Origin of the sequence: Empedobacter brevis, assembly GCF_965118635.1 — a bacterium.
Taxonomy (GTDB): domain Bacteria; phylum Bacteroidota; class Bacteroidia; order Flavobacteriales; family Weeksellaceae; genus Empedobacter; species Empedobacter brevis_A.
Window position 1 is genome coordinate 104,385 of the sequence record NZ_CBCPHV010000003.1, and the last position, 26,784, is coordinate 131,168.

General features: G+C 30.9%; 29 protein-coding genes. 15 read left to right on the forward strand and 14 right to left on the reverse strand.

The window, feature by feature from the left end:
* The first annotated feature begins 64 nt into the window (after positions 1-64).
* From ACMHJW_RS04935 to ACMHJW_RS04965, 7 genes are all read left to right on the forward strand, one after another.
* Positions 65-742, forward strand: a complete 678-nt coding sequence (locus ACMHJW_RS04935) for a LolA family protein (protein ID WP_413532315.1) — start codon at positions 65-67, stop codon at positions 740-742.
* Between the two features lie 108 nt (positions 743-850).
* A complete protein-coding gene (locus tag ACMHJW_RS04940; protein ID WP_413532316.1) occupies positions 851-2,812 on the forward strand; it encodes a site-specific recombinase Gcr in 1,962 nt (653 codons plus the stop codon).
* Positions 2,813-2,820: 8 nt separating this feature from the next.
* Complete coding sequence (locus tag ACMHJW_RS04945) at positions 2,821-3,264, forward strand: deoxycytidylate deaminase (RefSeq protein ID WP_413532317.1); 444 nt, start codon at positions 2,821-2,823, stop codon at positions 3,262-3,264.
* Positions 3,265-3,271: 7 nt separating this feature from the next.
* The gene (locus ACMHJW_RS04950; RefSeq protein WP_413532318.1) at positions 3,272-4,855 is read left to right on the forward strand and encodes a S41 family peptidase; all 1,584 of its coding nucleotides are present in this window, start codon (positions 3,272-3,274) and stop codon (positions 4,853-4,855) included.
* Positions 4,856-5,743, forward strand: coding sequence for a site-specific tyrosine recombinase XerD (gene xerD, locus ACMHJW_RS04955; RefSeq protein ID WP_413532319.1), 888 nt, complete (start codon positions 4,856-4,858; stop codon positions 5,741-5,743). It begins immediately after the preceding gene.
* 20 nt (positions 5,744-5,763) lie between these two features.
* Entirely contained in the window at positions 5,764-6,282 is a 519-nt protein-coding gene (locus ACMHJW_RS04960; protein WP_413532320.1) for an NUDIX hydrolase, read from the forward strand.
* Positions 6,283-6,290: 8 nt separating this feature from the next.
* Entirely contained in the window at positions 6,291-6,815 is a 525-nt protein-coding gene (locus tag ACMHJW_RS04965) for a DUF4136 domain-containing protein (protein WP_413532321.1), read from the forward strand.
* Positions 6,816-6,847: 32 nt separating this feature from the next.
* On the opposite strand, the gene ACMHJW_RS04970 is transcribed toward ACMHJW_RS04965, so the two are convergent.
* From ACMHJW_RS04970 to ACMHJW_RS04980, 3 genes are all read right to left on the reverse strand, one after another.
* A complete protein-coding gene (locus ACMHJW_RS04970) occupies positions 6,848-7,324 on the reverse strand; it encodes a GNAT family N-acetyltransferase (protein WP_413532322.1) in 477 nt (158 codons plus the stop codon).
* Positions 7,325-7,405: 81 nt separating this feature from the next.
* Positions 7,406-7,930 carry a hypothetical protein gene (locus ACMHJW_RS04975; protein ID WP_413532323.1) on the reverse strand — a complete coding sequence of 175 codons (525 nt, stop codon included), beginning with the start codon at positions 7,928-7,930 and terminating at the stop codon, positions 7,406-7,408.
* Between the two features lie 10 nt (positions 7,931-7,940).
* A complete protein-coding gene (locus tag ACMHJW_RS04980; RefSeq protein ID WP_413532324.1) occupies positions 7,941-8,705 on the reverse strand; it encodes an exodeoxyribonuclease III in 765 nt (254 codons plus the stop codon).
* Positions 8,706-8,818: 113 nt separating this feature from the next.
* On the opposite strand from ACMHJW_RS04980, the gene ACMHJW_RS04985 reads away from it, so the two are divergent.
* Positions 8,819-9,574 (forward strand): head GIN domain-containing protein, encoded by a 756-nt coding sequence (locus ACMHJW_RS04985; protein WP_413532325.1) that lies wholly within the window; start codon positions 8,819-8,821, stop codon positions 9,572-9,574.
* 82 nt (positions 9,575-9,656) lie between these two features.
* Here ACMHJW_RS04985 and ACMHJW_RS04990 read toward each other — a convergent pair whose 3' ends face one another.
* Both ACMHJW_RS04990 and ACMHJW_RS04995 read right to left on the reverse strand, forming a co-directional pair.
* Positions 9,657-11,072 (reverse strand): OmpP1/FadL family transporter, encoded by a 1,416-nt coding sequence (locus ACMHJW_RS04990; RefSeq protein WP_413532326.1) that lies wholly within the window; start codon positions 11,070-11,072, stop codon positions 9,657-9,659.
* A gap of 25 nt (positions 11,073-11,097) precedes the next feature.
* Positions 11,098-12,507: a hypothetical protein gene (locus ACMHJW_RS04995; protein WP_413532327.1), complete on the reverse strand. Its 1,410-nt coding sequence runs from the start codon at positions 12,505-12,507 to the stop codon at positions 11,098-11,100.
* A 102-nt stretch (positions 12,508-12,609) separates the two neighbouring features.
* On the opposite strand from ACMHJW_RS04995, the gene proS reads away from it, so the two are divergent.
* Positions 12,610-14,088, forward strand: coding sequence for a proline--tRNA ligase (proS, locus tag ACMHJW_RS05000; protein ID WP_413532328.1), 1,479 nt, complete (start codon positions 12,610-12,612; stop codon positions 14,086-14,088).
* A 590-nt stretch (positions 14,089-14,678) separates the two neighbouring features.
* Here proS and ACMHJW_RS05005 read toward each other — a convergent pair.
* Positions 14,679-15,170 (reverse strand): hypothetical protein, encoded by a 492-nt coding sequence (locus ACMHJW_RS05005; RefSeq protein ID WP_413532329.1) that lies wholly within the window; start codon positions 15,168-15,170, stop codon positions 14,679-14,681.
* A 395-nt stretch (positions 15,171-15,565) separates the two neighbouring features.
* Positions 15,566-15,892, reverse strand: a complete 327-nt coding sequence (locus ACMHJW_RS05010; RefSeq protein WP_413532330.1) for a Spy/CpxP family protein refolding chaperone — start codon at positions 15,890-15,892, stop codon at positions 15,566-15,568.
* Positions 15,893-16,131: 239 nt separating this feature from the next.
* Here ACMHJW_RS05010 and ACMHJW_RS05015 point away from each other — a divergent pair, with 239 nt between their 5' ends.
* Complete coding sequence (locus tag ACMHJW_RS05015; protein ID WP_413532331.1) at positions 16,132-18,657, forward strand: TonB-dependent receptor domain-containing protein; 2,526 nt, start codon at positions 16,132-16,134, stop codon at positions 18,655-18,657.
* A gap of 78 nt (positions 18,658-18,735) precedes the next feature.
* Here ACMHJW_RS05015 and mscL read toward each other — a convergent pair whose 3' ends face one another.
* The 5 genes from mscL to ACMHJW_RS05040 form a co-directional block, all read right to left on the reverse strand.
* A complete protein-coding gene (mscL, locus tag ACMHJW_RS05020) occupies positions 18,736-19,119 on the reverse strand; it encodes a large conductance mechanosensitive channel protein MscL (RefSeq protein WP_413532332.1) in 384 nt (127 codons plus the stop codon).
* A gap of 33 nt (positions 19,120-19,152) precedes the next feature.
* On the reverse strand, positions 19,153-20,046 hold the full coding sequence (gene lgt, locus ACMHJW_RS05025) for a prolipoprotein diacylglyceryl transferase (RefSeq protein ID WP_413532333.1): 894 nt from the start codon (positions 20,044-20,046) through the stop codon (positions 19,153-19,155).
* The gene (gene yidD, locus ACMHJW_RS05030; protein WP_413532334.1) at positions 20,046-20,279 is read right to left on the reverse strand and encodes a membrane protein insertion efficiency factor YidD; all 234 of its coding nucleotides are present in this window, start codon (positions 20,277-20,279) and stop codon (positions 20,046-20,048) included. Before yidD ends, lgt begins: the two co-directional genes overlap by 1 nt.
* A 95-nt stretch (positions 20,280-20,374) precedes the next feature.
* A complete protein-coding gene (locus ACMHJW_RS05035) occupies positions 20,375-20,881 on the reverse strand; it encodes a thioredoxin family protein (RefSeq protein ID WP_413532335.1) in 507 nt (168 codons plus the stop codon).
* A gap of 56 nt (positions 20,882-20,937) precedes the next feature.
* Complete coding sequence (locus tag ACMHJW_RS05040; RefSeq protein WP_413532336.1) at positions 20,938-21,339, reverse strand: hypothetical protein; 402 nt, start codon at positions 21,337-21,339, stop codon at positions 20,938-20,940.
* A 116-nt stretch (positions 21,340-21,455) separates the two neighbouring features.
* Here ACMHJW_RS05040 and ACMHJW_RS05045 point away from each other — a divergent pair, with 116 nt between their 5' ends.
* The 3 genes from ACMHJW_RS05045 to ACMHJW_RS05055 all read left to right on the forward strand — a co-directional run bounded on the left by ACMHJW_RS05045 (position 21,456) and on the right by ACMHJW_RS05055 (position 23,704).
* Positions 21,456-22,736, forward strand: coding sequence for a replication-associated recombination protein A (locus ACMHJW_RS05045; protein WP_413532580.1), 1,281 nt, complete (start codon positions 21,456-21,458; stop codon positions 22,734-22,736).
* A gap of 202 nt (positions 22,737-22,938) precedes the next feature.
* Positions 22,939-23,370, forward strand: coding sequence for a type II 3-dehydroquinate dehydratase (locus ACMHJW_RS05050; RefSeq protein WP_413532337.1), 432 nt, complete (start codon positions 22,939-22,941; stop codon positions 23,368-23,370).
* Between the two features lie 10 nt (positions 23,371-23,380).
* Positions 23,381-23,704 (forward strand): hypothetical protein, encoded by a 324-nt coding sequence (locus tag ACMHJW_RS05055; protein ID WP_413532338.1) that lies wholly within the window; start codon positions 23,381-23,383, stop codon positions 23,702-23,704.
* A gap of 35 nt (positions 23,705-23,739) precedes the next feature.
* Here ACMHJW_RS05055 and yihA read toward each other — a convergent pair whose 3' ends face one another.
* Positions 23,740-24,372 carry a ribosome biogenesis GTP-binding protein YihA/YsxC gene (gene yihA / locus ACMHJW_RS05060; protein WP_413532339.1) on the reverse strand — a complete coding sequence of 211 codons (633 nt, stop codon included), beginning with the start codon at positions 24,370-24,372 and terminating at the stop codon, positions 23,740-23,742.
* A 4-nt stretch (positions 24,373-24,376) separates the two neighbouring features.
* Positions 24,377-25,159 (reverse strand): alpha/beta fold hydrolase, encoded by a 783-nt coding sequence (locus ACMHJW_RS05065; protein ID WP_413532340.1) that lies wholly within the window; start codon positions 25,157-25,159, stop codon positions 24,377-24,379.
* A gap of 262 nt (positions 25,160-25,421) precedes the next feature.
* Here ACMHJW_RS05065 and mraZ point away from each other — a divergent pair, with 262 nt between their 5' ends.
* Both mraZ and rsmH read left to right on the forward strand, forming a co-directional pair.
* Complete coding sequence (gene mraZ / locus ACMHJW_RS05070; RefSeq protein WP_413532341.1) at positions 25,422-25,883, forward strand: division/cell wall cluster transcriptional repressor MraZ; 462 nt, start codon at positions 25,422-25,424, stop codon at positions 25,881-25,883.
* A complete protein-coding gene (gene rsmH, locus ACMHJW_RS05075; RefSeq protein ID WP_413532342.1) occupies positions 25,876-26,781 on the forward strand; it encodes a 16S rRNA (cytosine(1402)-N(4))-methyltransferase RsmH in 906 nt (301 codons plus the stop codon). Before mraZ ends, rsmH begins: the two co-directional genes overlap by 8 nt.
* The last annotated feature ends 3 nt before the right edge of the window (positions 26,782-26,784 follow it).

Sequence of the window (26,784 nt, forward strand, 5' to 3'; positions counted from 1 at the left end):
TATAGAACTTTAAATTAGTTTTTATATCTTGTCCTACAGATTCATAAAAATTAAAAAAGTTATTATGTCGAAATTGACGTTTAGCGCGCTTATGATTTCATTTTTTTCTTTTACAGCATTTGCACAAAATGCAGAGAAAATAATTGAAACTCATATTCAAAAAACAGGAGGAGAAGCAGCTTGGAATAGTTTAAATAGTATTATCTTAAGAGGAGAAGCTATTATAAATGTAGGTGATTCTTATCCAATGATTGTCTATCATCAACGTCCATATAATAAAAAAGTAGTTTTTGTCATGAATGGCAAAGAAATATTAAATGAAGGTTATGATGGTAATGTAGGATGGACTTACAGTGAAGTTGCAAAAAAAAACGTTCCTGTAAAAGATTACAAACCTGATTCTTTTGATTCTGATATTTTAAAATACAAACAAAAAGGATTCAAGGTAAAATATTTAGGTATTGACAAATACGATCAAAACAATCAAAATAACAGTTGTTATAAAATAGAACTAACAAAGAATGCAAATTCTACAGTTTATTGTTTTGATAAAAATTCTTACGAGATTGTAATGGAGAAAAATAAAGATGAAACACTTTATTATTCAAATTTCAAAAATTACAACGGATTATCTTTCGCTACCAAAGTTGTAGGTAAACCTACTGAGGGAGGAGAATATGTGATAAAATTTAATGACATAAAAATCAACCCCGCAATAGATAAGAAAAATTTTAAATTCTAAATATAGAAAAAGTGGTTCTTTAAGAATCACTTTTTTATTTATATTAATTTATACTGATTAGATAGTATAAGTTTTTTACTTTTGTACACTAAATGAAGAAATTAAAATATGGCTTTAGACTCTATATTTGATCAAAATAAAAAATACGAGAAAAGTTTTTTTCTGAGATTATTAGAAAAAGCAAGAAAAGATTATCCAGATTCGATTTCTTTTATTGATGATTTAATCTCGAAACTTCAAAATAACATAACATATCGATTAATTTTTCGTGAAGAACTTCAAAAAACATTTGGAAAAATTAATGTCGTAAGCTACTTAGTAGATAGTGGAATTCATTTAGAAGATAATTTGTTTTCTATCTTCCAAAAAAAGATAATGGAATCTGTTCTTCCAGATATAGAAGATAATAATGAATTAACTTCGGTTGTTAATGAAATCTTTTATAATTCGAAAAACTTACAAACAATCCGAATTATACCTAGAGACAGATGGAAAAAATTCTTCGAAGTTTTGTTTCAGGATATAGAAAGCGATGGTTTTAAAGGAAGTATTAATAATATCCAAAATCAACTTTTACAAGCAATATCTATTTTAACAGTAAGAATTACTGGCGGATTTTCTGACAAAGAAATGATGCGATACAGTAATGAAGTTAATTATTTAGACAATCCTTTCTCAAAACTTTCGATGCAGATTAGTAACATTATTGAGAATCCACAAGCAGGATTTGATATGTTGCAAGTAAAAGAAAGTATTTCTAAATGTAAACATCTTTTAAATGATATCTTAACGCAAAAAGATTACAAAGGAATCTCATTAAAAGTTGCATCTAAAATAAACCGTTTACAACAACAATTAGGACGACTTCAAAATATTTTGAATAGTTTTAATGAGTTAAAATCAAATGGTATAATATCATTTTATAGTCTTGCAACTAAGAAATGGGTTGAGTTTTATGCTCCCAAAAATTTTATGAGTAACCAATTAAGATCAACAGTTTATTTGATTACGTTTTTGGTAACTTATCACAATGGAATAACAGGTGAAAAATATATAACGCAAACAGCAAAAGAATACAATAAAATGTTTTGGACTGCTTGTGGTGGTGGTTTTATCGTTTCTTTTTTATGTTTTATAAAAACAGGAATTGGAAATATAGAGGGTACATCTCCTTTATTCAAAGCATTTTTCTTTAGTATAAATTATGCAGTAGGTTTTTGTGCTATTTATCTTACTCATATGACGCTTGCTACAAAGCAACCTTCTATGACAGCAGCTCGCTTAGCACGATCACTTGTACCTACATCTGGTTCAGAATTAAATGTAAAAGATTTCACAACGTTATTTGCGCAATTAGTAAGAAGCCAAATGATTGCTTTTTTAGGAAATGTTGTTGCAGGTTTTGTCGTATCATTAGGGATATATTATTTATTGAAAGATATTTTAGGTATAGATGTTTTAGTGTATTCGAAAGCTTATCATTATTGGGAAGAAGTAGTAACGATGGATTGGCACATATTCTATTTTGGTGCAATAGCTGGAGTATTCTTATTTCTTTCAGGATTAATTTCTGGAATGACAATCAATAGTCAACGTTTCCATAATATCCCAGAACGTATTTATAATCATCCTGTTTTGAAAAAATCGTTTTCAGATCGAAGACGAAGAAGAATTTCAAATTGGTTTGAAAAAAATATGGGAGGTGTAGTCGGTAACATTGCATTTGGTTTTATGATGGGATGTGCTTTTTTAATAGGAGATTTTACGGGGCAGCCTTTTGATATTCGACATATTACATTCGTTTCAGGTAATTTTGCAATTGGTATAGGAGGAATGGGCTATCATTTTGATATTGGACCTATGATTATTGGATTTATTGCAGTATTTATGGTAGGTTGGAGTAATTTCTTAGTAAGCTTTATCTTATCATTATTAATGGCAATGCGTTCTAATAATATTCCATTCTATAAGATATTTAGTATGATTTCGCATACATTGAAAGCTTTCTTTAGAAATCCACTTCCATTTTTCGTTCCACCATTATGGACAAATAAAAAAGACGAAGCTTAGTTTAGAAAATGGAAACAAATTTAGAAAAACAACTACGTTATGATAAAGCTTATTTAAAAATGGCTTTTGAATGGGCTAATCTTTCTTATTGTGAACGCAAAAAAGTTGGTGCAATTATTGTTAAAAATCGAATGATTATTTCTGACGGTTACAATGGAACGCCAAGTGGTTTCGAAAATAAATGCGAAGACGAAGAAGGTAATACAAAATGGCATGTTTTACATGCCGAAGCAAATGCTATTTTGAAATGCGCTACGTCAACCCAATCTGCAGAAGGAGCAACGTTATATATTACGCTTTCACCTTGTACAGATTGCAGTAAATTAATTTTACAAGCAGGTATAAAACGTATCGTATATATTCAACAATACAAAGATCTTTCGGGGTTAGAGTTTTTAGAAAAAGCAGGAATTAAAATTCAACAAATTACAGAAGAAGAATTATACAGTTAGCATTTCAATGAGAAGTTTTTTCAAAGTTATTAATATCGTATTAGTTGTCATGATTATTTTCTTAATCGGTTTTATGGTTGGGAAAAAATATGATTTTGCGTTCGATGAGAACAAGGATATTGTAGGTTTACAATATTCGGATAATGAACAAAAAATACGACGATTAGTTTCTTTAATTGACAATGAATATGTGAATGATGTTAACTCGGATAGTTTAGTTGATGATGCGATTCGTTACATGGTTGCGAAGCTAGATCCGCATAGTACATATATTGACAAAGCTTCTGTTCAAAAAGCTGAAGAGCAACTAAAAGGTGAATTCGTCGGAATTGGAGTTCAATTTCGCATAATGAATGATACGATTGTTGTTGAACGTTCAGTGCCTGGAACAAAAAATTATGGTAAACTTGAATTTGGTGATCAATTAATCGCGGCAGATAATCAATCTTTAGTTGCAAAAGACAATAAAACAATTGAAGGTTTACTGAAAGGTAAAAATGGATCAGAAGTTAAGTTATCTGTTATTCGAGATCAAAAACCTATTTCAATTACACTCAATCGTACCATTGTTCCGCTTCCAACAGTTACAGGAAGAAATATGCTGACAAAAGATATTGGATATCTTAAATTAACTCGTTTCTCAGAAAATTCAGCAAAAGAAGTACACGAAGGTTTACAAAATTTATTGGATCAAGGTATGAAAACTTTAGTTTTCGATTTACGTGGAAATCCAGGTGGAATAATGCATGTTGCTGAAGAAATTGCCGATGAATTTTTGACAAAAAACGAATTAATTGTTTATACACAAGATAAACAAAAACGTAAAAAATACATCTACGCAACCAATAAAGGTCTTTTCGAGAAAGGTAAAATTTATGTCTTAATGGACGAAAATTCAGCTTCTTCAAGTGAAATTGTAGCTGGAGCTTTACAAGATTATGGTCGCGGAATTATAGTTGGTCGTCGTTCATTCGGAAAAGGTTTGGTACAACGCGAAATTAATTTAGGTGATAATACCAAAGTTCGTTTAACAGTTGCAAATTATTACACACCTTCTGGTCGATCTATTCAAAAACCTTTCGACAAAAAAACAGCAAAATATAGCGATGATTTGTATAAACGATTAAAATCGGGAGAATTATACAACAAAGATTCCATAAAAATCAATAAAGATTTAGAGTTTACAGCACCTTCAGGAAAAAAAGTCTACGGAGGTGGAGGAATTATTCCTGATGAGTTTGTTGCATTAGACACAAACTCTGTTTCGAATTGGTTGTATTATAATCAAGATGCGAATTATTTTAATGACTTTTTATTTAAGAAAATATATTCAATTCACGACTTTTTCATGTTTCATAATGAAGCAATTTATTTGAAATATTTTAGTGCAGGAATGTATAGAAATGAATTTTTAGGCGTTTTAGGAATTCCTTCAAATGAGTTCAATCCAGTCTTTTCAACAACTGTTGATAACTACATGAAAGCAATAATAGCAGGAACATTATATGGTTCTCGTGCATTTTATGAAGTTTGGATGCCAGAGGATGAAATGATAAAGCGTATTTTTGAACTAGAAAAAATAACGAAGTAAATGCTGTGGAAAGATGCTTTGTATGACTATCAAATGTATCTGAAATTAGAAAAAAGAGTTTCTGCCAATACAATTGAAGGTTATCTACGTGATATTCAAAAATTAATTAATTATTCAGACAAACAGCCTTTAGATTATTCACAAGATGATTTGAGGGATTTTATACACGATTTTGCGTCAAGTGAATATAGCGTTCGTTCGCAAGCGCGTGTTATTTCTGGGCTGAAAAGTTTTTTTGGTTACTTACAACTCGAAGATTTTAGAGAAGATAATCCGACTTCTTTGCTTGAAACACCAAAAATAGGAATGAAACTTCCTGATGTTCTTTCGGAAAAAGAAATTGATAAAATGATTGAGGTAATTGATCTTTCAAAACCAGAAGGGCAACGTAATCGAGCAATAATTGAAGTGCTTTATGGTTGCGGTTTGCGTGTTTCAGAATTAATAAATCTCAAAATCTCTGATCTATTTTTTGATGATGGTTTTATTCGAGTAATCGGAAAAGGAAATAAACAAAGATTAGTTCCAATTAGCGATTATACGATAAAATATATTAACTTGTATAAAGATAGTATTCGTATTCATGTGCCTATACAAATAGGTTTTGAGGATTTTTTATTCTTGAATAGACGAGGAAAAAGCCTAACACGAGTGATGATTTTTACAATTGTAAAAGAATTGTCGATAATTGCTGGAGTGAAAAAAACAATTAGTCCGCATACATTTCGTCATTCTTTTGCAACTCATTTGTTGAAAAATGGAGCAGATCTTCGTGCAATTCAATTGATGTTGGGACATGAAAGTATTACAACGACAGAAATTTATACGCATGTTGATCAAGAATTTATTCGAGATGCGATTATAAAATTTCATCCAAGAAATAAATAATAACCACTAATCTAATAAAGATGATAAAATCGTTTAAATTTTGCCCGAATTGTGGACATTCTATTGATCGTTTTGATTTTAGAAGAATGTCTTGTAACAATTGTGATTTGGTTTATTATCAGAATGTAGCGGCAGCTGTAGCAGTTATTTTAAAAAAGGAAGATAAAATTCTTTTCACAGTTCGTAATAAAGATCCCAAAAAAGGAATGTTAGATTTAGCAGGAGGATTTACAGATCCCGATGAACCTGCAGAAAGAACTTGCCAGAGAGAACTTGAAGAGGAATTAGGAATAACAATTCCTTTAGAAAACTTTGAATACTTTACATCTCAACCAAATAATTACGAATACAAAGGGATTCCATATAAAACATGCGATTTAGCTTTTATAGCTAATTTTCCTGATGAAGAAATTATTTTAGAAAAAAAAGAAATAGCAGATGTGAAATGGGTTTCCATCAACGAAATTAATTTAGACGATATAGGTTTTGATTCTTTGAGAAAAGTGGTGGAAATGTATATTAATTCTTTAAATAATTAAGAAATATAATGAAAAAAATAGCATTACTAAGCGTATTGTTTTTAACAATTGTTTCATGTACTACACAAAATGTAGCGGTTGATTATGACCGTGATTTTGATTTTGAAACAAACAGAACTTATGCGTTCACACAAACAGGAAATTTAGGTTTAAATGATTTAGATTCTTCCAGATTATATTCATCGATAGAAAAAGGTATGTTATACAGAGGTTTTCAGAAATCGAATGATGGAATTTTAACAGTTCATGTAAAGCCAGAAGAATATGTTTCGAAACAACAAAATTCTAATGTTGGAATTGGAATGGGAACGGGCGGTTATGGTTTTGGAGGTGGCGTTTCTGTCGGAATTCCGATTATGTCTCAAAAATTAAATCAAAATTATACCATCTCAATGACAAATGCAGGAAGATTGGTTTGGGAAGGAACGTTGAAAATTCAAATGCCATTGAAAGCTTCTCCAGAAGTTCGAGCAGCGAATATTCAGAAAGGTGTAACGAAATTATTACAAAAATTTCCTCCTAAAAAGAAATAACAAAAAACCTTGAGATATTTTCTCAAGGTTTTTTATTGTAATTTAAAAATTAATTCATTTTCTTCTGATTGTTGAAGCTTGCTTTTTTCTAAAAGTTTCAATGTTTCAGGTTGATTTGCATTTGCTTTTGCAGCAATTTTATCCAATTTCAATTCATTTTTAGCATAATCAACAATCGCGTTTATAACTTCTGTTCCGTAACCTTTATTTTGAAATTTGCGTTTTAAACGAATGTTGATAACTGCACCATATTTCGTTTGACGTAAACCGCCCCAACCAACAAATCTTCCACTTTTTTTCTCGTGAACTCCCCAAAGACCAAAACCAAATTCTTGGTAATGTTTTTCCATATTTTCGATGAAAAACCTTGCTTCGTCCTCAGATTTATACGGTTTTTCGTTGACGATTTTCATCAATTCTTTGTCAGAATTTAATTGAAATAACTCGAATGAATCAATCTCAAAAAACTCTCGTAAGACCAAACTTTTTGTTTCGCAAATAACTTTCATTAAAACTTTTTAGTTCCTGCAAAGTTACTTCGATTTAGAGAATAAAAAAAGTCTTACATTTTGATGCAAGACTTTTGTTAATTATTTTTTTCCAGTTTTTGCTGGAGTTGTTGCTTTAGGAGGAGTCGCTGTAGCTTCCGAAACTTTTTGATTAATCTCTTGTGTTAAGATTTGTCTTTTTAGATTGAATATTTCAGTGTCTTTTTGATCAATTCTCGCATCCAAATCTTTTACTTTCTGTGTCAAATCTGCAACTTGTTTTTCTTTTTCATTCAATTGCGTGTAGAAAAGTTTCGATTTTTCTCCAGAACTATTCAATGCAGAATATAATTCTTGCAAATTAGTATCGTGTTCTTTTTGAGCGATTCTAATCATAGATTGCGCATTCGACAAAGCTGTATCTTTGATGTATAATTCGCTTTTTGCTTTAGCTAAATCTTTTTCAAGTGTTTCGATTTTCAAATTTGCTAATGTCAAATCTTTAGATGTATTCGATTGTTCGTCTAAAGCTTTGTAATAGTTAGCTTCCAATTCTTGGTGTTGTTTCTGAGGAACGCAACTTGCAACTGCAAAAAGAGTGAAACAACAAAGTACAATTTTTTTCATTTATATAATCTTAAACGTCTAATTCTAATAAAACAGGGCAATGATCCGAGTGTTTTGCATCTGGTAAAATCGTTGCTCTTGTCATGTTTTTTTCTAATGTATTACTTACCATATTGTAATCAATTCTCCAACCCTTGTTATTGTTACGCGCATTTGCACGGTAAGACCACCATGAATAATGATGAGGTTCTTTTACAAAATAACGAAAAGAATCAATCATATTACATTCATCAAGAAAAGCAGTCATCCATTCTCTTTCGACAGGAAGAAAACCAGAAACTTTTGCATTACGAACAGGATCGTGAATATCAATTGCTTCGTGACAAATATTATAATCACCACAAATTACAATGTTTGGATGTGTGATTTTAAGTTCTTTGATATAATCTTTGAAATCTTCACAAAATTGTAATTTAAAGTCTAAGCGATCGATATTTGTTCCACTTGGTAAATATAAACTAATTACAGAAACATTATCAAAATCAAGTCTTAAAACGCGACCTTCTCTGTCAATATAATCTATTCCAGTACCTATTTGTACATGATTTGGTTTTATCTTCGAGAAAATAGCAACTCCGCTGTATCCTTTTTTCTCAGCTGCATGCCAATAAATGTGGTAACCCAAATCTTCGAAAGGCTTTGTGTCCACTTGTTCTTGCATTGCTTTAGTTTCCTGAATACAAAGAATATCTGGTTGTGCAGCTTCTAACCATTCAACCAAACCTTTTGTCATCGCAGCGCGAATTCCATTTACATTGTAACTGATGATTTTCATAGTAAGCGAAATTACTAAATATTTATGACGGATTGATTTATAATGATAAATAAAGTGAATATTTTTTGTAACTTTTTAGAAGTTAATACGTCTATTTAATAAAAGACATCAATATGAAATACATTTTTCTTCCAATTTTAATATTCAGTTCGTTAGGATTTGCGAGTTGTTCGGTTGATTTGAATTCTAAATCACCAGCTTCTAATTATTTAGATCGAGTAGAAGCGAGTAATAATACGGTTACAGAAACACGTAAGATATCTTCTTTTGAAGGAATTAGTGTAAGTAGTGCGATTAGTGTGACGGTTTCGGATGGAAGCTATAATGGTGAAATATCTGTTGAAGCGCCAGATAATATAATGAATAGAATTACAACTGAAGTGAAAAATGGAGTGTTGGTGATGAAAATTAATGGAACAGTAAACTTGAAAAACACTTCTATTAAAATAAAATTCCCGCATCAAAAATTACGTTCTTTTGATCTTTCAGGAGCTACAAGTGTAACTGTTTTGCCTACGCAGAAAGTAGAAAAAATGGCTGTTGATTTATCTGGAGCAAGTAATCTGAAATTAGATGTGGTGTCGAATTCTATTACGGTAGATAATTCAGGTGCATCAAGTATGAAGATTTCTGGAAATGTACAAGATTTGAATATTTCGGTTTCGGGAGCTTCTTCATTTGTTGGAAAAGAATTGAAAGCGGCGAATGTAGTTGTTGATTGTTCTGGTGCAAGTTCTACAACAGTTTGGGCAGTGAATAGTTTGACGGCTGATAGTTCTGGAGCAAGTTCTGTTCGTTATGTAGACGAAAATGGTTTACAAACAAAAGTGAGTTCTTCTGGAATGTCTTCTATTAAACGAATAAATTAATAGTTTTTGTTTAATATAATTTAGTTTTAATAATAAAAAAATCGGATGAATTTCATCCGATTTTTTTGTATCATATGCTTTATTAGAATTGCCAACCTAATGTCAATAAAAATAAATTATTGTCTAATTTAACTTTTGGAGCATAAGTTTCTGGTAAAGTAACAAAGTAATGTTTATTTAGTTTGTTGTCATAATCTGGATCGATATAATCTGTACCACCGATTAATTGTTTATACTTTTGAGTTTGGTATTGATAAGCTGCATCAATATAGAATCCACCAAAATCATATCCTAAACCAAAACTTACACGATTAATGTCTCCTTGAAATGCTTTTGATAAAACAGCTGCATTTGTTACATCATTGTTTTCGTTCGTAATATCCATCGAAAAATCTTTATAAGGAGATGTGATATAATTATAACCTGCTCTTACTTTGAAACGATCGATACGGTATTCAGAACCAATTCTAATTTCGCTAGAATTTTTAACAAAATCATTGATGAAGTTATTGTCTTCGCTTAAATATCGAGTTGGTTTTAATTTAGTGTCATTGTTCATGTGATAAGTATAATCTGCTCCAACGGATAAATTTTTACCTACCACAAAACCTAAACTTCCTACTAATCGTCCACCACGGGTCATATCATAGCTAGTTGAATACATGTAATAAGATTCTACAGAAGTTCCATTATTGATGAAGTTTGCTGAGTAAAAATCTTTATCTATATTATACCATACAGGAGAATGATAAGCAGCTCCTAAACGTACATTATGGTTAATTTTGTAGATTGTTCCTAAAGAGAAAGAGAATCCTTGCCCATTTTCATTATAAGGAGCACCATCTGCATTGTAAACATATGTATAGCCATTATCATTGTTACGTTCAGCATATTGTTCATATGCAGAATAATTGGTTTCATGGAAATTTAATCCAAGACCAAAATAGACTTTATCATCATAACTTGTACCTAAGTTAACAGAGAATTTAGATTTATATCCGTCAATATCTTTTAAATATCCACCGAAAGTTCCGTTAGGATTATTAAAATTTATATTTTCATTTGTTCCGATTGATGAATAATTATCTAAACGTTGATTAAGATAAGCTAAACCAACTGTGAAACGATTCCATTTAGAAGCATCATTTGCAAAAACGAATGTTCCACCAAATTGTTGAAAATCAAAATTACTATCAGATTCTTTTAACTTTGTACCAAAAGTTGTTGTGTTCTTAAAACTAGATACACCAGCAGTTACTTGTACATCAGAATTTATTGCTACTCCCAATCCAGCAGGGTTTTGTTCTACAGAGTTTATATCACTTCCTAATGCACCAACAGCTCCTCCAACACCAATATATTTAGCGTTTCCACTGTTAATATCTTGCGAGTATAAATTTATAGCATTTGTTGAATATTGAGTTTCGTACCCTTTATTTTGTTGTGCAAAAGCCAATGTACCAACTAAGGTACAAAGGCTTAATAATATTTTTTTCATTATGTATATAATCTAGATCAATCTATTATCTTCTTCCTCCGCGAGAACCACCGCTTCCCATGCTTCCTCCACGAGAACCTCCTCCCATACTTCCGCTACTCATACTGCTTCCTCTACTTGGAGAAGGTGTAGAATAGGTAGGACGAGAATTATTCATACTTCCTCTGTCATAACTTCTGTTAGGTTGTTGGTATTGTTGTGTTTCTCTTGTTGGTCTAGTGTTATAACTTGGTTGTTGAGGTTGAGTAGGTCTCACTTCACGAGTTGGACGTGTGTTTATTTGTCCTCGATCAATAGTGGGTCTTACTTCTCTAGTTGGACGAGTACCATTGATTTGACTTTGGTCAACACTTGGTCTCACTTCACGGGTAGGACGTGTGTTTATTTGTCCTCGATCAATAGAAGGTCTTACTTCTCTAGTAGAACGGGTTCCATTTATTTGACTTTGGTCAACACTTGGTCTTACTTCACGAGTTGGACGCGTGTTTAGTTGTCCTCTATCAACAGTAGGTCTTATTTCACGAGTAGGACGAGTACCATTGATTTGGTTACGATCTGAAGGTCTAACCTCACGATTTACACTATTAATATTACGACTAGGTCTTATACCTGCAGAACCTTGACTATTTCTACTATTTAAGCTTCCTATAGGACGTGTAGAATTAATTGTATTATTCAAACGACCTCCATTTCTGTAGCCAGGCTGTGTATAAATACCTCTTGGTCGATTATATCCATAAAATCCATTATAGTAACCTGGGTATCCGTACCAATTGTTCCAACCATAATAGCTTCCATAATATCCTGCATAAAAAGGTCTATTCCAACCCCATCCATAGTAACCATTGTTCCAAGGGTTGTTCCAACCCCATCCGAAAGACATACCGAACCCGTTTCCATACCATCCGCTATACCAAGGATTGTAAAATCCCCATTGATATGGATTGTAAAAACCTGACCATCCATAGTTATACCAAGGATAGTTGTTCCAAATGTTAATTTCTACACCTTCATTACGTCCCCAGCTAGAATTACTAGACCCGTTATAAGTAAGTGTATAGTCATTGTTTCCAAAATAATTGTAACCTCCTAAACCATATCCATTAATTTTAACTTTGGTTGAAGTGTTTTCAGTCGAATTATTTTGAGTAGTATCTATGTCGTCTTGGTAGTAAAATTGTTCCGCCCCATTACCTTCTGCATCGAAGTAAGGACTTCCTATTTTAATTTCACCAGCATTATCTTGTTCATTTTGCTCATTATCATATTGTGGTTGAGCTTGTTGATATGTTTTATCTGTTTTCGGATTATAATAAACTCCGTCGCTTTCGTAACCGCTTGGTTGATAAGTCGAACAAGATGAAATTCCTAAAGCAGCTACCATTATTAGAGTAGTTGCAGAAATTTTATTAGAAATTTTATAAACTTTGTTCATAATTATAAATTTACATCGTTTGTAATAATTAAATTTGCATAAACATAAGGCAATATTTATGCCAAGTAAAGATACGAAACTTATCAACAAATATAAAAGATTATGGCAAAATTAACAACTCGTGCTGAGGATTATTCTAAGTGGTACAATGAGCTTGTTGTAAAAGCGAATTTAGCTGAAAATTCAAAGGTTAGAGGCTGTATGGTAATTAAACCATACGGATATGCTATTTGGGAAAAACTGCAAGCAGAATTAGACAAAAAATTCAAAGAAACAGGTCATCAAAATGCTTATTTCCCCTTATTTGTTCCTAAAAGTTTATTCGAAGCCGAAGAAAAAAATGCAGAAGGTTTTGCAAAAGAATGTGCAGTAGTTACACATTATCGTTTGAAAAATGATCCAGATAATAAAGGAAAATTAATTGTAGATCCAGAAGCAAAATTAGAGGAAGAACTAATTGTTCGTCCAACTTCTGAAGCAATTATTTGGAGTACATACAAAAATTGGATTCAATCTTATCGTGATTTACCAATTTTAATCAATCAATGGGCAAATGTAGTTCGTTGGGAAATGCGTACGCGTTTGTTTTTAAGAACTGCAGAATTTTTGTGGCAAGAAGGGCATACAGCACACGAAACAAAAGAAGAAGCGATTGCAGAAGCACAACAAATGCAGGAAGTATATGCAGATGTAGTAGAAAATTATATGGCAATTCCAGTTGTGAAAGGAAGAAAGTCAGATTCTGAGCGTTTTGCGGGAGCAGATGATACGTACACAATTGAAGCCTTGATGCAAGATGGTAAAGCTTTACAAGCGGGAACTTCTCACTTTTTAGGGCAAAACTTCGCAAAAGCTTTTGATGTGAAATTTGCTAGTAAAGAAGGTAAACAAGAATATGTTTGGGCTACTTCTTGGGGTGTTTCTACTCGTTTGATGGGAGCATTAATTATGACACATTCTGATGATTTAGGATTAGTTTTACCTCCAAAATTAGCACCAATTCAAGTTGTTGTTGTGCCAATTTATAAAACAGAAGAACAATTAGAAGAAATTCGTCAAGTTGTAGATAAATTCTCGTCTGAATTGAAAGCGAAAGGAATTTCAATCAAATTTGATGACGATGATAAAACAAAACCAGGATGGAAATTTGCTGAATATGAATTGAAAGGTGTTCCTGTTAGAATTGCAATTGGACCAAAAGATTTAGAAAAAGGCCATGTAGAAGTTGCTCGCCGTGATACATTAGAAAAACAATTTATTACATTGGATAATGTTTCAACAGAGGTTGAAAAATTGTTAGAAGATATTCAAACAAACTTATTCCAGCGTGCTTTAAATTATCGTGATGAACATATTACTGAGGTTTCTGATTTTGAAGAATTCAAAAATGTAATTGAAAATAAAGGAGGATTTGTTTCTGCTTTATGGGACGGAACAGAAGAAACAGAAGAAGCGGTGAAGAATGAAACTAAAGCAACGATTCGTTGTATTCCTTTAGCATTCGAAACACCAACAGAAGGAGTGGATGTTTTCTCTGGAAAACCTGCAAAATATAGAGTTTTATATGCAAAAGCATATTAAAATAAATCTTATATCAAACAAAAAAAGGAGCTATTGAATAGCTCCTTTTTTTGTTTGATATTTTTTAAGTTCAATTCTTTTTAAATTAGTCAAAAATTTGGGTAAAAAATATTTAACTGAAAAATTAATAAGTATACTAGGATAGGGTATCAGAAGTATTGTTTTTGTTATACCAATATTCACAATAAATCAAAAGACAAACGGTTGTTTGCCTTTATTTTATAAAATTCTCTCAAATTATATCGTTTAACGCAAAAAATAACAGACCAACTAAAATATATTTTTTTGATGTATCTTCTTCGACAATCCTTCGACCGTTGTTCGACAAAACATACGTTTTCTCGAACAAATTCCGAAGAAATTGAATATTTTGTCTCTGAAAAATATAGATGACATAATAAAATATATACCTTATTGTGTAAAATAAGAAACCTCCTTAAAACGGTTGCTGAGCTAGCCGAAGTATTAAAGAGGTTGTCATTATACTATTTTGTGTTTTTAAAACTAAAATTAGAGTTGTGCAACAGTTACCGATGTTATGGACGTTTTTCTTTCTATTGTCAATGTTGTGTCAATCCGCATTATTTTATTTAGTTAGCAATGAATCGTTCATACAGCCTATAAATCAAATATCCAACTACAAGTAGTCTAACTATAATACTAAAAGCGGAATGTTTTACCTGTCCTTTTTCAAGTGTCAAAGGAAGTCGCTGTTGATTTGTCCATTCAGGGTTTAATTGCATTCCAAATTGATAGTTTTTATCATCAGTTGTCTGAACTTTTAAAACTTGTCCACTTCCAAACAAAGAGTTAATTTTTAATAATTTAGCTGTTGAAATTGTTTCAAGTGGAATAGTCCATTTACCACAAACAATTTTATTGTCCGTCAACAGAACAACTGCACGTTGAGAAGTCACCCAATCAAATCCATGTTGTATGTCTTGATTTGAAGTTGTCATTATACTTTTACTTGCGTCTGCCGCTAAAATTTTTTCGTTTGGATTGTTATACTCAAACTTTCGTCTTATTCGTCCAGTCCCATAAATTAAGTCAACAAGTCCTTTTAATACTTGATTTATCATTGTCTTTAGTGTCGTCTTTTTAAAATGCCTTATAATATATTTTTATCAAACTAATATAGCTTTAGTTTCGTAAATAAGGATTTAATAATAAAAAATATTTTATCCTTTCTACTACTTTTTTAAGAAGTATTCAATCTATTAATTCTCTAAGGCTAATATCTAAAGCTTCACAGATTTTTAGTAGTGTAGAAAATAAAAAATCTTTTTCCATTTATAAATTCTTGCTAGATATTCCCTACATAAAGGCAGGATAAAGGCAATATAATGGCAATATAATGGCTGTAGAATGTATGTAAAGATATTTAAGAAATTCTGTGCTAAAACAATTATATTTTATACAACAGATAGATAAACGTATTAATTATAATAATTATCAAAAACTAAAAAAAGAGCTATTAATTAGCTCCTTTTCTATTTTTATGTTTTTTGGCATGCAATTCTTTCAATGTTGCCTTTTGTTCAGGTGTAAAAACACTATTGATTTCATTAAACTCTTTTTCACGAACTTCTTTCATTTTTCGTTTCAATTCAAGTTTTTCATCTTTGTAACTATCTTCTATTTGTTTAATTTTAATCACTTGAGCATCTGTCAAGTTTAAATCTTTCTTTAGTTGTTGTAATTTTTGCTCTCTCGATACATGGTGCTGATCTTGTGCAGAGGCAGTAGTTAAAGTAAAAGCGATTACCCCTAAACCTAAGTATTTATAAAATGCTGTCTTCATAATTTAAACTTTTTAATGATTTATTTTAGACATAAGACTCAAAAAAAATAAAAAGGTTTAAAATGTATTTTGTTAAATTTTTAAAACTAACGAATACAATAAATTGTTATAGCTTGTAACGAAAAAGAAGAGTACTCGACATATTCTTTAAATATTTTTATTTAGAATTAAACCTTTTCAGATAAAGGTTGTCTAATAAATTGTAAAATTTAGAACTACTAAAAAGAAAAATTAAACAGATGAGGTTAAGAAATTTATTTGCTCTGATTTTTATTTGTATCTGTGCTGCATTGAATGCACAAGATCTCTTAAAAATTAAAGGAAAGGTTTTGTCAAATGACAACAAGCCGGTGGAATATACAACCATTTCCTTAGAGAGTACTGAGGAAGGTGTTGTTGCAGAAGGAGCAACTGACGCTAAAGGAAATTTTGTAATAGAAGCAAAAGCAGGTAACTATATTTTGGTAATAGAACCAATGGGTTACGATGCGATTGAAAAAAATATAGAATTAAATGAAGCGCTTGATCTTGGTACATTCGTCGTAAAAGGAACAGAAACAGTTTCTTTAGATGCAGCGGTTGTAAAAGCAGAAAAACCAATATATAAAGTAGAGCTAGATAAAAAAGTTTACGACATGGCCAATGATCCTATGTCGCAAGGACAATCATTGTCAGATGCTTTGGCAAACGTTCCATCTGTGCAAGTTGATGCAGAAGGAAATGTTTCGTTGAGAGGAAATGATAATGTCAAATTCTTAATTGATGGAAAACCTTCAGGAATGTTAGGTGTTTCTGATGTTTCTGAAGCTTTAAAAAATATTCCAGCCGAAAATGTAGAACGTATAGAATTGGTCACAAACCCTTCGGCTCGTTACGAAGCTTCGGGGTCTGCAGGGATTATTAATATTGTATTAAAAAAAGGATCTAATACTGGTTTTAATGGTTCTGTAACGTTGAATGGAGGACTTCCAAAAACGGTTGGTGGAAATGTTAACTTAAACTACAAAACTAAAAAATATAATATTTACACAACATTGGGATCAAGATATGCTGATCGTGAAGGAGAAGGTTCTGCTTTTATGACAAGTTTTGATGAAAAAACGAAAATTGCGAACGAGTTTAGATCGACAAATCGTGAGATGGACAGAATTCGTAGAAATTATAACATTCGTTTAGGTGGAGAATATTATTTAGATGATAAAAATACCTTAGGATTATCAGCTGGTTATCGTTACAATAATGGAAATAATAACTCTGTAGTTGATTACAATTATTTTGATAATACGATGAATTTCTTAAAACATGAATATAATCGTCAAAATGAAAAAGAAATTGAAAATAACTTTGATTTAGATTTTAATTATAAACACGAGTTTGATAAAAAAGGTCATGAATTTGTTTTTACGGGACGTTTTTCATCTCAAAAAGAAGACGAAGATGGGCTTGTAAATGGATTAACAAAAGATCTTGATAAAAAAACAGGAATCTACAAAGATAATATTACAAATCGTATTACTGATAATTTAGAAGATCAGAAAAATGTGATTTTAACAGCAGATTATGTTCGTCCAATTGGAGAAAAAGGAAAATTTGAATTAGGTGCTCGTGCAGATTTTAGCGATACAAAAACGAATAATAAAACATTTTTCTTAAAACCAAATGGAGATTATGAAGAAGATGCTAGATTCTTTGCAAATGTAGATAATCAACAAAATGTATTTGCGGCTTATGCACAATATGGAAATGCAATTGGAGAGAAATTCCAATATTTTGCAGGTTTACGTTTGGAGAGTTCAGATATGAAAATCACGAATTATACAACAAATAAAAACATCTCTAAAAAATACACAGATTTATTTCCAACATTAACATTGAACTATAAATTTACAGATAAAAACGAGATGCAATTAAGTTATTCTCGTCGTATTCGTCGTCCAATGGGATTCATGTTAATGCCTTTCTTTTCTGCAACAGATGACAGAAACATAAGAAATGGTAATCCAGATCTTAATCCAACATATACAAATTCGTTCGAATTGTCTTATATCACTTCAGTAGGTAAATTAATGGTAACACCAAGTTTATTTTACCAAAGAACAACAGATATGATTAATCAATTTCAACGTAAAAGTGTAAATGATAAAGGAGATAACGTTTTTATTACAAAACCAGTTAATATGGGTAATGAAGATCGTTATGGTTTAGATTTAACCGCAACTTATAAACCAGCAAAATGGTGGAATTTGATGCTTAATGTAAATTTATTTGGATATAATAGAACTGGTTATTACGAAGAATCTATTGTAGAAAAAGATCCTACAACAGGAAAAGAAACGAAAGAAATTTATTCTCAAGATTTTTCAGGAGATGGATTTAGCTCTCGTGGTAGATTATCATCTAACTTTACGTTACCAGCAGATTTCAAAATTCAAGTAGCTGGAAATTATTCAGGAAGTATAAAAACAGCTCAACAAAAAGTTGAAGACAATTTATCGATGGATTTTTCATTATCAAAAGATTTGTTCAAAAAACAAGCAACATTGTCTTTAAATATTCGTGATGTATTCAATTCAAGAAAGAGAGAAACGACAACTTATGGATCTGATTACACAAATTACGAAAACATGAGATGGATGAAACGTTCTCTTAACTTGTCTTTTACTTATCGTTTCAAGAATACAAATGAAAGAGAAAAGAATAGACAACAACGTCCAGATGGAGAAGAAATAGGAGGAGAAGAAATGCAATTGCAAACAGCTTCTTGATCATTTAATAATTAATAATAAAAAAAGGATTGCAATTGCAATCCTTTTTTTATTATTAATTATTTGAACTAAAATGAATTATTTGTTTTTTAACAAATCACGAATTTCACTCAATAATTCTTCTTGAGATGGACCAGCAGGAGCTGCCTCTTCAGCAGGTTCTTCTCTTTTTAATTTGTTAATTCCTTTAATCATTAAGAATAAAGCAAATGCAACAACGATAAAAGAAATAGTTGCAGCTAGAAAACTACCATATTTTATTGCAGTTCCTGGAACGACTAATTCTGATAAGTTTTCAGCATTAATAGCTTTCAAAGCTGGATTTAAAAGTGCTGGAGTAATAATATCTTCAACTAAAGAAGTTATAATTTTACCAAAAGCACCACCGATAACAACACCGACAGCTAAATCTACTACGTTGCCTTTTACAGCAAACTCTTTAAATTCTTTAAAAAATCCCATAAGTTTAAATTTATTTCTAAGTTTATAATAATTTTAAGGTTGATTTGTATCTAATCTATTTTTAGATGAGATATATAAATAGATTCCAATTAACATAAAAGGAATACTTAATATTTGTCCGTTATTTAAGCCTATATTAATAGTTTCTGCTACAGCTTCTTCACCTTGGTTTTCTTTGTAGAATTCCACGATGAAACGTATTAAAAATAATAAAAATAAGAATACGCCTAACAAAGCACCTAAATATTTTCTTTTGTCAGTTTTATTGTACATATAAATCATAACAAAGCCTAAGATAACATACCCAATAGCTTCATATATTTGAGCTGGATGACGAGGAATAACTTCTCCGTAACCCAAACTTTGTTGATGAAATTTTACTGCCCAAGGTAATTCTGATGGTTTTCCGACAATTTCTGAGTTATAGAAATTTCCTATTCTAACAGCAGCTCCACCAAAAGGAACAACTACTGCAATTCTATCTAGTAACCACAAAACATTGCGGTGCAAATATTTTCTACTGAATAAGTACGATGTTAAAATAACACCTATTGCAGCTCCATGGCTTGCTAATCCACTAAATCCTACGAATTCGTAATTTTGTAATAAACCAAATAAAGTGCTTTTCCCTGGTGCGTGTTGTACAGGTAAAAAAACCTCGATTGGTCGCTCGATAAAAGCTGCTGGATCATAAAATATATATTCTCCAAGTCTTGCTCCAACTATAGCGCCAATAAATGTATATAGGAATAAAGGATCAAGTAATTCTTTTTTCTGATTTTCTTTTTTAAAAATGTTAGCCATCAAATACCAACCTACAACAAAGGCTACTATCCAACATAAACTATAAATATGTACTTTGAATCCTGCTATTTCAAATAAATAAGATTGTGGATCCCAATCGATAAACGAAAATAAGTTAATCATTAATTTTTCTTTTTAGGTACAGGGTCGTATCCGTGTCCTCCCCAAGGATGACAACGACCGATTCTTTTTGTTCCGAGCCATAAACCTTTTAGTAAACCATGTTCCTTTAGCGCTTCTATCATATAAGAAGAGCAAGTTGGTTGATATCTACAATTATTCCCCATCCAAGGAGAGATAGCTAATTGATAAAATCTAACCAATAAAATAAATGGTTTCACTAAAAAAGTGTTCATCTCGCAAAGTTAATCAATAAGAGAAATAAAAAAAGAATCAATCTAAATAAAAACGATTTGTTTTAAGATTGATTCTTACTATTTTCTATGAGATATTATTTTTTAATATAACTAACAGGATCTAATGCAATGTAAGACCAATTCTCTAAAAAGTCTAATACAGCTTTCGGATCATGACCTTTCCCTTCTTTACTTTCTAAATAAGCAGAATTTTGTGTGTGAATCAAATTTCCTTTATCATCTAATATAACAAAAACAGGAAATCCAAAACGTTCTGGATGTTTCAAGGCAGCTAACGTTTCTTCGTTTTTATTTTTTGGTGAATAATTAACATGAACAACTTCGTAGTATTTGTCGATATAATCTTTTATAGTTTGATTTTCTTTTGTCAATTTATCAAACATCACGCACCACGCACACCAATTTCCTCCAATCTCTACTAAGACATGTTTCTTTTCAGCAGAAGCTTTTTGTACTGCATTTGCAATATCTACTTTAGGATCTGCATCTTCGTTATAAATCTTTGGCTTATTATTTTGTTGACCAAATGCAAAGCTTAACGATAAAAGCATTAAGCTAAAAAACATTGTTAATTTTTTCATTTCAATTCTAAATATAAACTCGAATTTACAATAAAAATTGTGCCGAAAATGTTTTTCTATGAATTAATAATGTTATAACAAGAATTTAATTTTTCTTGAACTGAATTTATTTCACATTTTTTTTCAATCAACTTCATTTGATTAATTAAATTAATCGAAAATTTAGATTCAAATTCTAAACGATCCAATTCAATCTCATAAAAATTAATTTGATGATGAATCTGATTGAAATAATAATTAACCAATTCGATATACATTAATTTAAGTTCTTGATTAACCTTGATAAATTCTACAAATTCTTGTAGTTCAATCAAGAAATTGATCATTTGCTTATTAATTTCTAATTGTTTATCCTTTAATTCAATCTTTTTTAAATAATCTGTCGATAAAGCAATTTTATCACCCAAAAGTTGGTGCTTTCTTGTTAAAATTAAAGCACATTCTAACGCTTTCTTCATCATTTAAATTTTTATTCTAACACAAAGAAAATAAATATAAAAGCCAAAATATGTCGTCGAAAAAATGATTCATTTTGACAAAACATTCCCTAACTTTGAAATCTAAACAAGATTTTATGAATGCGCCTTTAGCTGAAAGAATGCGTCCGAAAACGCTTGAAGAATATATTAATCAAAAGCATCTAGTGGGCGAAAATGGGCCGATAAAAATGATGTTGCAACACGATATGATTGCTTCTATGATTTTTTGGGGACCTCCAGGAACTGGAAAAACAACGCTTGCTAAATTAATTTCTGAATTAACAGATCGCCCTTTTTATACCTTAAGTGCAATAAATTCTGGTGTAAAAGAAGTGCGAGAAGTAATAGAAAAAGCAAAAAGTCAAAATTTGTTTTCAGGAACAAGGAATCCAATTCTATTTATAGATGAGATTCATCGTTTCAACAAATCTCAACAAGATAGTTTGTTAGGTGCTGTAGAAACTGGCCTTGTAACTTTGATTGGTGCGACAACCGAAAATCCTAGTTTCGAAGTTGTACCAGCCTTGCTTTCGCGAGCGCAAGTTTATGTGTTAAAACATCTTGAAAAAGAAGATTTAGTTGATTTAATCAATCGAGCTATAAAAAGTGATGTTGTTTTATCTCAATTAGATATCGAGTTGGTTGAAACAAATGCATTGTTACGATATTCGGGAGGTGATGCAAGAAAATTATTAAATGGATTGGAATTGGTTATTAATAGTTTTTCACCAACAGAAAAAATTGTAATTACCGATGAGATTGTTCACGAACGTATTCAGCAAAATTTAGCTCGTTACGATAAAACGGGTGAACAACATTACGATATTATTTCTGCTTTCATTAAATCTATTCGTGGTTCTGATCCGAATGGAGCTGTTTATTGGTTAGCAAGAATGATAGAAGGCGGCGAGGATTTAAAATTCATTGCGCGTCGTTTGTTAATTTCAGCTTCGGAAGATATAGGGAATGCAAATCCTACAGCAATGATTTTGGCAAATAATACTTTTCAGGCTGTTTCGGTTATCGGTTTCCCAGAATCTCGAATTTTATTAAGTCAATGTGCGGTTTATTTAGCTAATTCTCCAAAAAGTAATGCAACTTATTTAGCGATTGCAAAAGCGCAGCAAGCTGTAAAACAAACTGGAGATTTACCTGTTCCATTGCATTTGCGAAATGCTCCAACTAAATTGATGAAAGATTTAGATTATGGAAAAGAATATAAGTATTCGCATGATTTTCCAGGAAGTTTTGTTGAACAAGAATTTCTTCCAGATGAAATTTCTGGAACTACATTCTATGAGCCAGGGAATAATAAACGTGAACAAATGGATAAACAGCAACTTAACCAAAGATGGAAAGGGAAATATGGATATTAAAAAAAAATCCCAATTAACAATTAGTTAAATGAGATTTTAAGGTTTGGTTGATTTTTTGGTTTAGATTGGTTTATATGGTAATAGGTTGGTAAAATAGTAAATACAACATCTGTGCCAAAAACTTAAAATTTAATAATAAAAAGTTAAAAAAATAATTTTTTGAAATATCTATATCTAAAATAATATCTATAAATACAAGAAAATGAAACAAATACAAATTATAAACGGTCCTAATCTAAATCTACTTGGAGTTCGTGAACCAGAAATTTACGGAACACAAACATTCGAAGATTTCTTTGTTAAAGTAAAAAAACAATTTCCAGATGTTTCCTTACATTATTATCAATCAAATCATGAAGGAGATATTATTGATAAATTGCACGAGGTTGGATTTAAATATGATGGCATAATTTTGAATGCTGGTGCATATACACATTATTCATATGCAATTGCAGATGCAATAAAAGCAATTACAACCAAAGTAATCGAAGTACATATTTCTGATATTTATGCGCGAGAAGATTTCAGAAAAAATAGTGTAACTGGAGAAGGTTGCTTAAAAATTATTTCTGGAAAAGGTTTAGCGGGTTATGTAGAAGCTATTAATGATTTTGTAGAAATTAAAAACACATAAAACTATTCCCATGAAAAATATAATTTTAGTAACAATTTTTGGCTTAACAATTATTAGTTGTAATGCGAAAGCAGATAAAAATAATTCTGAACAAAAAGCACAAGCGATGATTGCTTGTGAAAACGCTGCAACAACGGAAGGAATGTCTGCAGAAAAGAAAGAATTGGTGAAAAAATACTGCGATTGTTCAACAGATAAAATGATGGACGAGTTCACTTACAAAGAAATGTTGCAAATGAATAATCCAACTCCAGAATTGCAAGAAAGATTAATGAAGTTAATAGAACCTTGTATGAATGATTTTAATGCGAAATCTTCTGAGGTAAAAAAGTAGAATATTAAAAAAGTCGGAACTTAGTTCCGACTTTTTTAATATTCTTTTTTGTATTGTTCTTTTTTGAATTCATCTACAAGATGTTCGTTCAAACTATCAATGTAGCCTAAGATCTCTAATTTACCAATTTTACTTGAAGCAGAGCTAGTAAATATTTTTGGTAATTCTTCCCATGTTTTTAATAACTCATTTTTATAATGAGTTAAGTTTTTTTGCATTTGTGTACTTGTTAGTTTGTCTAATTTTGTAAACACAATAGCAAAAGGAATCTGTTTGTTCCCAAGCCATTCCATAAATTGTAAATCTATTTTTTGAGGTGAATGACGAGAATCAATCAATAAAAATACATTAACTAAGTTTTTACGAAACTCTATATAATCATATATCATTTTATTGAAACCACCACGAACACCTTTAGGCGCTTTTGCAAAACCATAACCTGGTAAATCGGCTAAATACCAAGTATCATCCATTTCGAATGTATTAATCAATTGAGTTTTACCTGGAGTTGCAGATGTTTTAGCTAACGCTTTTTTATCTGCTAACATATTGATTAATGATGATTTTCCAACATTAGAACGTCCAATAAATGCATATTCTGGTTTGAAAGGATCTGGACAATCTGTATATTTTTGTGAACTTTTTACGAATTCAGCTTTTTTAATCATGTGTTTATGCTTTTGTAGCTGGATCTAATTGTTTTTCAATTAGCCATTTGTGTAAAATTTCATTGAATAATTCAGGATGTTCCATCATAGGAGCATGTCCACATTTGTCAATCCAATAAAGAGAAGCATCAGGCAATTCTTCGTTAAATTCTATTGCTACTTCTGGAGGAGTTACATTATCTTGTTTTCCCCAAATTAAACAAACTGGTATTTTGATGTCTTTTAAATCATTTTTCATATTAGATTTAATCGCATCTCTAGCAATATATAAAGTTTTGATGGCTTTATTTCTGTCATTAACAGTGTTAAAAACATCATCCACAATTTCTTTTGTAGCTACATTTGCATCATAAAATACTTCGCGTGTTTTACGCTCTACATATTCATAATTTCCGCGTTTAGGATAGGTTTCACCAAAAGATTTTTCATATAAACCAGAACTTCCAGTTAAGCAAAGTGCTTTTACAAATTCTGGATGTTTGTGGCAAACCATCAAACCTATGTGTCCTCCTAATGAATTTCCGACTAAAATAGCTGGCTCTTTTACAATTTCTTCAATAAACTTTGCAACGTGTTTCGCAATGTTTTTAATATTTGTACTAATTACAGGTAGTGAATAAATAGGTAGTTCCGGAGCGAAAACCTTGTATCCTCTCTCTATATAGAAATCTGTAAGTGAGCTAAAATTACTAAGTTCACCCATTAAACCGTGAAGCAAAACAATTGGTTGTCCTTCTCCTTCTTCTATGTAAGAGAACTTATCTTTTTTCTTTAAGCTAAAAAACATTTACTCGATATTAAGTGGACAAATTTAATTAATTATATTTTTTAATTCGTGCTTTATCCAAAAAACTTTAATAATGATGTTGTCTATAAATTAAAACAAGGTCTATATAAATGCAAAACGCTCAAAAAAAACAAGGTATTTGCGTTATAAAAATCCTAACTGTTTGATACTAAATTTTAAATTGTTGATAACTATTTTAATAAAAGTGGTAAAAAATGGTAATAAGTGGTAATATTTTTTTTATTTTTGAAAAAATTCTATCATGAATTCATTAATTGGAACATATGAGTGTAAGGTAGATACAAAAGGTAGACTCCCGATACCAGCAGGATTGAAGAAACAACTTGTTGATTATTTGGAAGATGGTTTTGTGTTGAAACGATCTGTGTTTCAAAATTGTTTAGAGCTTCATCCTATGAAAGAATGGGAAAAAGTGATGAACGATTTAAATAAATTGAATCGATTTGTGAAAAAAAATAATGATTTTATTAGAATTTTTACAGCTGGATTAAAAGTTGTCGAAGTTGATGCAAATGGAAGAGTGCAAATCTCAAAAGATTTAGTGAAATTTGCAGAAATTAATAAAGAAGTCGTTCTGAATTCATCTGTAAACATGATTGAAATTTGGGATAAAGATAAATATGAAGAGTCAATTAACGTTGATGATTTAGATTTTGCTTCTTTGGCAGAAGATGTAATGGGAAATTTAGGAGAAGATGAGTGAGTATCATAATCCAGTATTATTAAAAGATAGTGTCGATGCATTAATTATTAATGAATCGGGAATATATGTAGATTGTACGTTTGGTGGCGGAGGTCATTCACGTGAAATCTTGAGTCGTTTGGATCAAAATGGAAAATTATTTTCATTTGACCAAGATGTTGATGCAATTCGTAATAAAATAGAAGACAATCGATTTGAGTTGATCGAGCAAAATTTTAGATTTTTGAAAAATAATTTAAGATTTCGCGGGGTAAAACAAGTAGATGGTGTTTTAGGTGACTTGGGAGTTTCTTCTCATCAGTTTGATACGCCAGAACGAGGTTTTTCAACTCGCTTCGATGGAGAGTTGGATATGCGAATGAATCAAAATGCGAAACTTTCTGCAAAAACAATTATTAATGAATACGAAGAAGAAGATCTGGCGCGTATTTTTTATGATTTTGGAGAATTGCAAGGTTCGTATCGTTTGGCAAGAGAAGTTGTGAAAGCAAGAGCGGATAAGGAAATCAATACAATTGATGAATTGAAACAAATATTTTCGTTTATTCCAAAAATGAAGGAAAATAAATTTTTTGCTCAAATGTTTCAAGCATTACGAATCGAAGTAAATGATGAAATGGCTGCATTGAAAGATATGTTAACACAATGTGGAGAAGTAATAAAACCAGGAGGTCGCTTGGTGATTATTTCTTATCATTCATTAGAAGATCGTTTAACAAAACGATATATGAAAAACGGAATGTTCGAAGGAGAGCCAGAACGTGATGTTTTTGGAAATTGGTCGGCACCTTTCAAACCTTTACAATCAAAGGTAATTGTGCCAACGCAAGAAGAAATTAATGAAAATCCGAGAGCGCGTAGTGCAAAAATGCGTATTGCGGTTCGAAACGAGGATTAATAT

What these genes read in the sequence shown, in the direction of transcription:
- ACMHJW_RS04935 (WP_413532315.1), top strand. Translation starts at nt 65, where the DNA reads ATGTCGAAATTGACGTTTAGCGCGCTTATGATTTCATTTTTTTCTTTT.
- ACMHJW_RS04940 (WP_413532316.1), top strand. Translation starts at nt 851, where the DNA reads ATGGCTTTAGACTCTATATTTGATCAAAATAAAAAATACGAGAAAAGT.
- ACMHJW_RS04945 (WP_413532317.1), top strand. Translation starts at nt 2,821, where the DNA reads ATGGAAACAAATTTAGAAAAACAACTACGTTATGATAAAGCTTATTTA.
- ACMHJW_RS04950 (WP_413532318.1), top strand. Translation starts at nt 3,272, where the DNA reads ATGAGAAGTTTTTTCAAAGTTATTAATATCGTATTAGTTGTCATGATT.
- xerD (WP_413532319.1), top strand. Translation starts at nt 4,856, where the DNA reads ATGCTGTGGAAAGATGCTTTGTATGACTATCAAATGTATCTGAAATTA.
- ACMHJW_RS04960 (WP_413532320.1), top strand. Translation starts at nt 5,764, where the DNA reads ATGATAAAATCGTTTAAATTTTGCCCGAATTGTGGACATTCTATTGAT.
- ACMHJW_RS04965 (WP_413532321.1), top strand. Translation starts at nt 6,291, where the DNA reads ATGAAAAAAATAGCATTACTAAGCGTATTGTTTTTAACAATTGTTTCA.
- ACMHJW_RS04970 (WP_413532322.1), bottom strand. Translation starts at nt 7,324, where the DNA reads ATGAAAGTTATTTGCGAAACAAAAAGTTTGGTCTTACGAGAGTTTTTT.
- ACMHJW_RS04975 (WP_413532323.1), bottom strand. Translation starts at nt 7,930, where the DNA reads ATGAAAAAAATTGTACTTTGTTGTTTCACTCTTTTTGCAGTTGCAAGT.
- ACMHJW_RS04980 (WP_413532324.1), bottom strand. Translation starts at nt 8,705, where the DNA reads ATGAAAATCATCAGTTACAATGTAAATGGAATTCGCGCTGCGATGACA.
- ACMHJW_RS04985 (WP_413532325.1), top strand. Translation starts at nt 8,819, where the DNA reads ATGAAATACATTTTTCTTCCAATTTTAATATTCAGTTCGTTAGGATTT.
- ACMHJW_RS04990 (WP_413532326.1), bottom strand. Translation starts at nt 11,072, where the DNA reads ATGAAAAAAATATTATTAAGCCTTTGTACCTTAGTTGGTACATTGGCT.
- ACMHJW_RS04995 (WP_413532327.1), bottom strand. Translation starts at nt 12,507, where the DNA reads ATGAACAAAGTTTATAAAATTTCTAATAAAATTTCTGCAACTACTCTA.
- proS (WP_413532328.1), top strand. Translation starts at nt 12,610, where the DNA reads ATGGCAAAATTAACAACTCGTGCTGAGGATTATTCTAAGTGGTACAAT.
- ACMHJW_RS05005 (WP_413532329.1), bottom strand. Translation starts at nt 15,170, where the DNA reads ATGATAAATCAAGTATTAAAAGGACTTGTTGACTTAATTTATGGGACT.
- ACMHJW_RS05010 (WP_413532330.1), bottom strand. Translation starts at nt 15,892, where the DNA reads ATGAAGACAGCATTTTATAAATACTTAGGTTTAGGGGTAATCGCTTTT.
- ACMHJW_RS05015 (WP_413532331.1), top strand. Translation starts at nt 16,132, where the DNA reads ATGAGGTTAAGAAATTTATTTGCTCTGATTTTTATTTGTATCTGTGCT.
- mscL (WP_413532332.1), bottom strand. Translation starts at nt 19,119, where the DNA reads ATGGGATTTTTTAAAGAATTTAAAGAGTTTGCTGTAAAAGGCAACGTA.
- lgt (WP_413532333.1), bottom strand. Translation starts at nt 20,046, where the DNA reads ATGATTAACTTATTTTCGTTTATCGATTGGGATCCACAATCTTATTTA.
- yidD (WP_413532334.1), bottom strand. Translation starts at nt 20,279, where the DNA reads ATGAACACTTTTTTAGTGAAACCATTTATTTTATTGGTTAGATTTTAT.
- ACMHJW_RS05035 (WP_413532335.1), bottom strand. Translation starts at nt 20,881, where the DNA reads ATGAAAAAATTAACAATGTTTTTTAGCTTAATGCTTTTATCGTTAAGC.
- ACMHJW_RS05040 (WP_413532336.1), bottom strand. Translation starts at nt 21,339, where the DNA reads ATGAAGAAAGCGTTAGAATGTGCTTTAATTTTAACAAGAAAGCACCAA.
- ACMHJW_RS05045 (WP_413532580.1), top strand. Translation starts at nt 21,456, where the DNA reads ATGAATGCGCCTTTAGCTGAAAGAATGCGTCCGAAAACGCTTGAAGAA.
- ACMHJW_RS05050 (WP_413532337.1), top strand. Translation starts at nt 22,939, where the DNA reads ATGAAACAAATACAAATTATAAACGGTCCTAATCTAAATCTACTTGGA.
- ACMHJW_RS05055 (WP_413532338.1), top strand. Translation starts at nt 23,381, where the DNA reads ATGAAAAATATAATTTTAGTAACAATTTTTGGCTTAACAATTATTAGT.
- yihA (WP_413532339.1), bottom strand. Translation starts at nt 24,372, where the DNA reads ATGATTAAAAAAGCTGAATTCGTAAAAAGTTCACAAAAATATACAGAT.
- ACMHJW_RS05065 (WP_413532340.1), bottom strand. Translation starts at nt 25,159, where the DNA reads ATGTTTTTTAGCTTAAAGAAAAAAGATAAGTTCTCTTACATAGAAGAA.
- mraZ (WP_413532341.1), top strand. Translation starts at nt 25,422, where the DNA reads ATGAATTCATTAATTGGAACATATGAGTGTAAGGTAGATACAAAAGGT.
- rsmH (WP_413532342.1), top strand. Translation starts at nt 25,876, where the DNA reads ATGAGTGAGTATCATAATCCAGTATTATTAAAAGATAGTGTCGATGCA.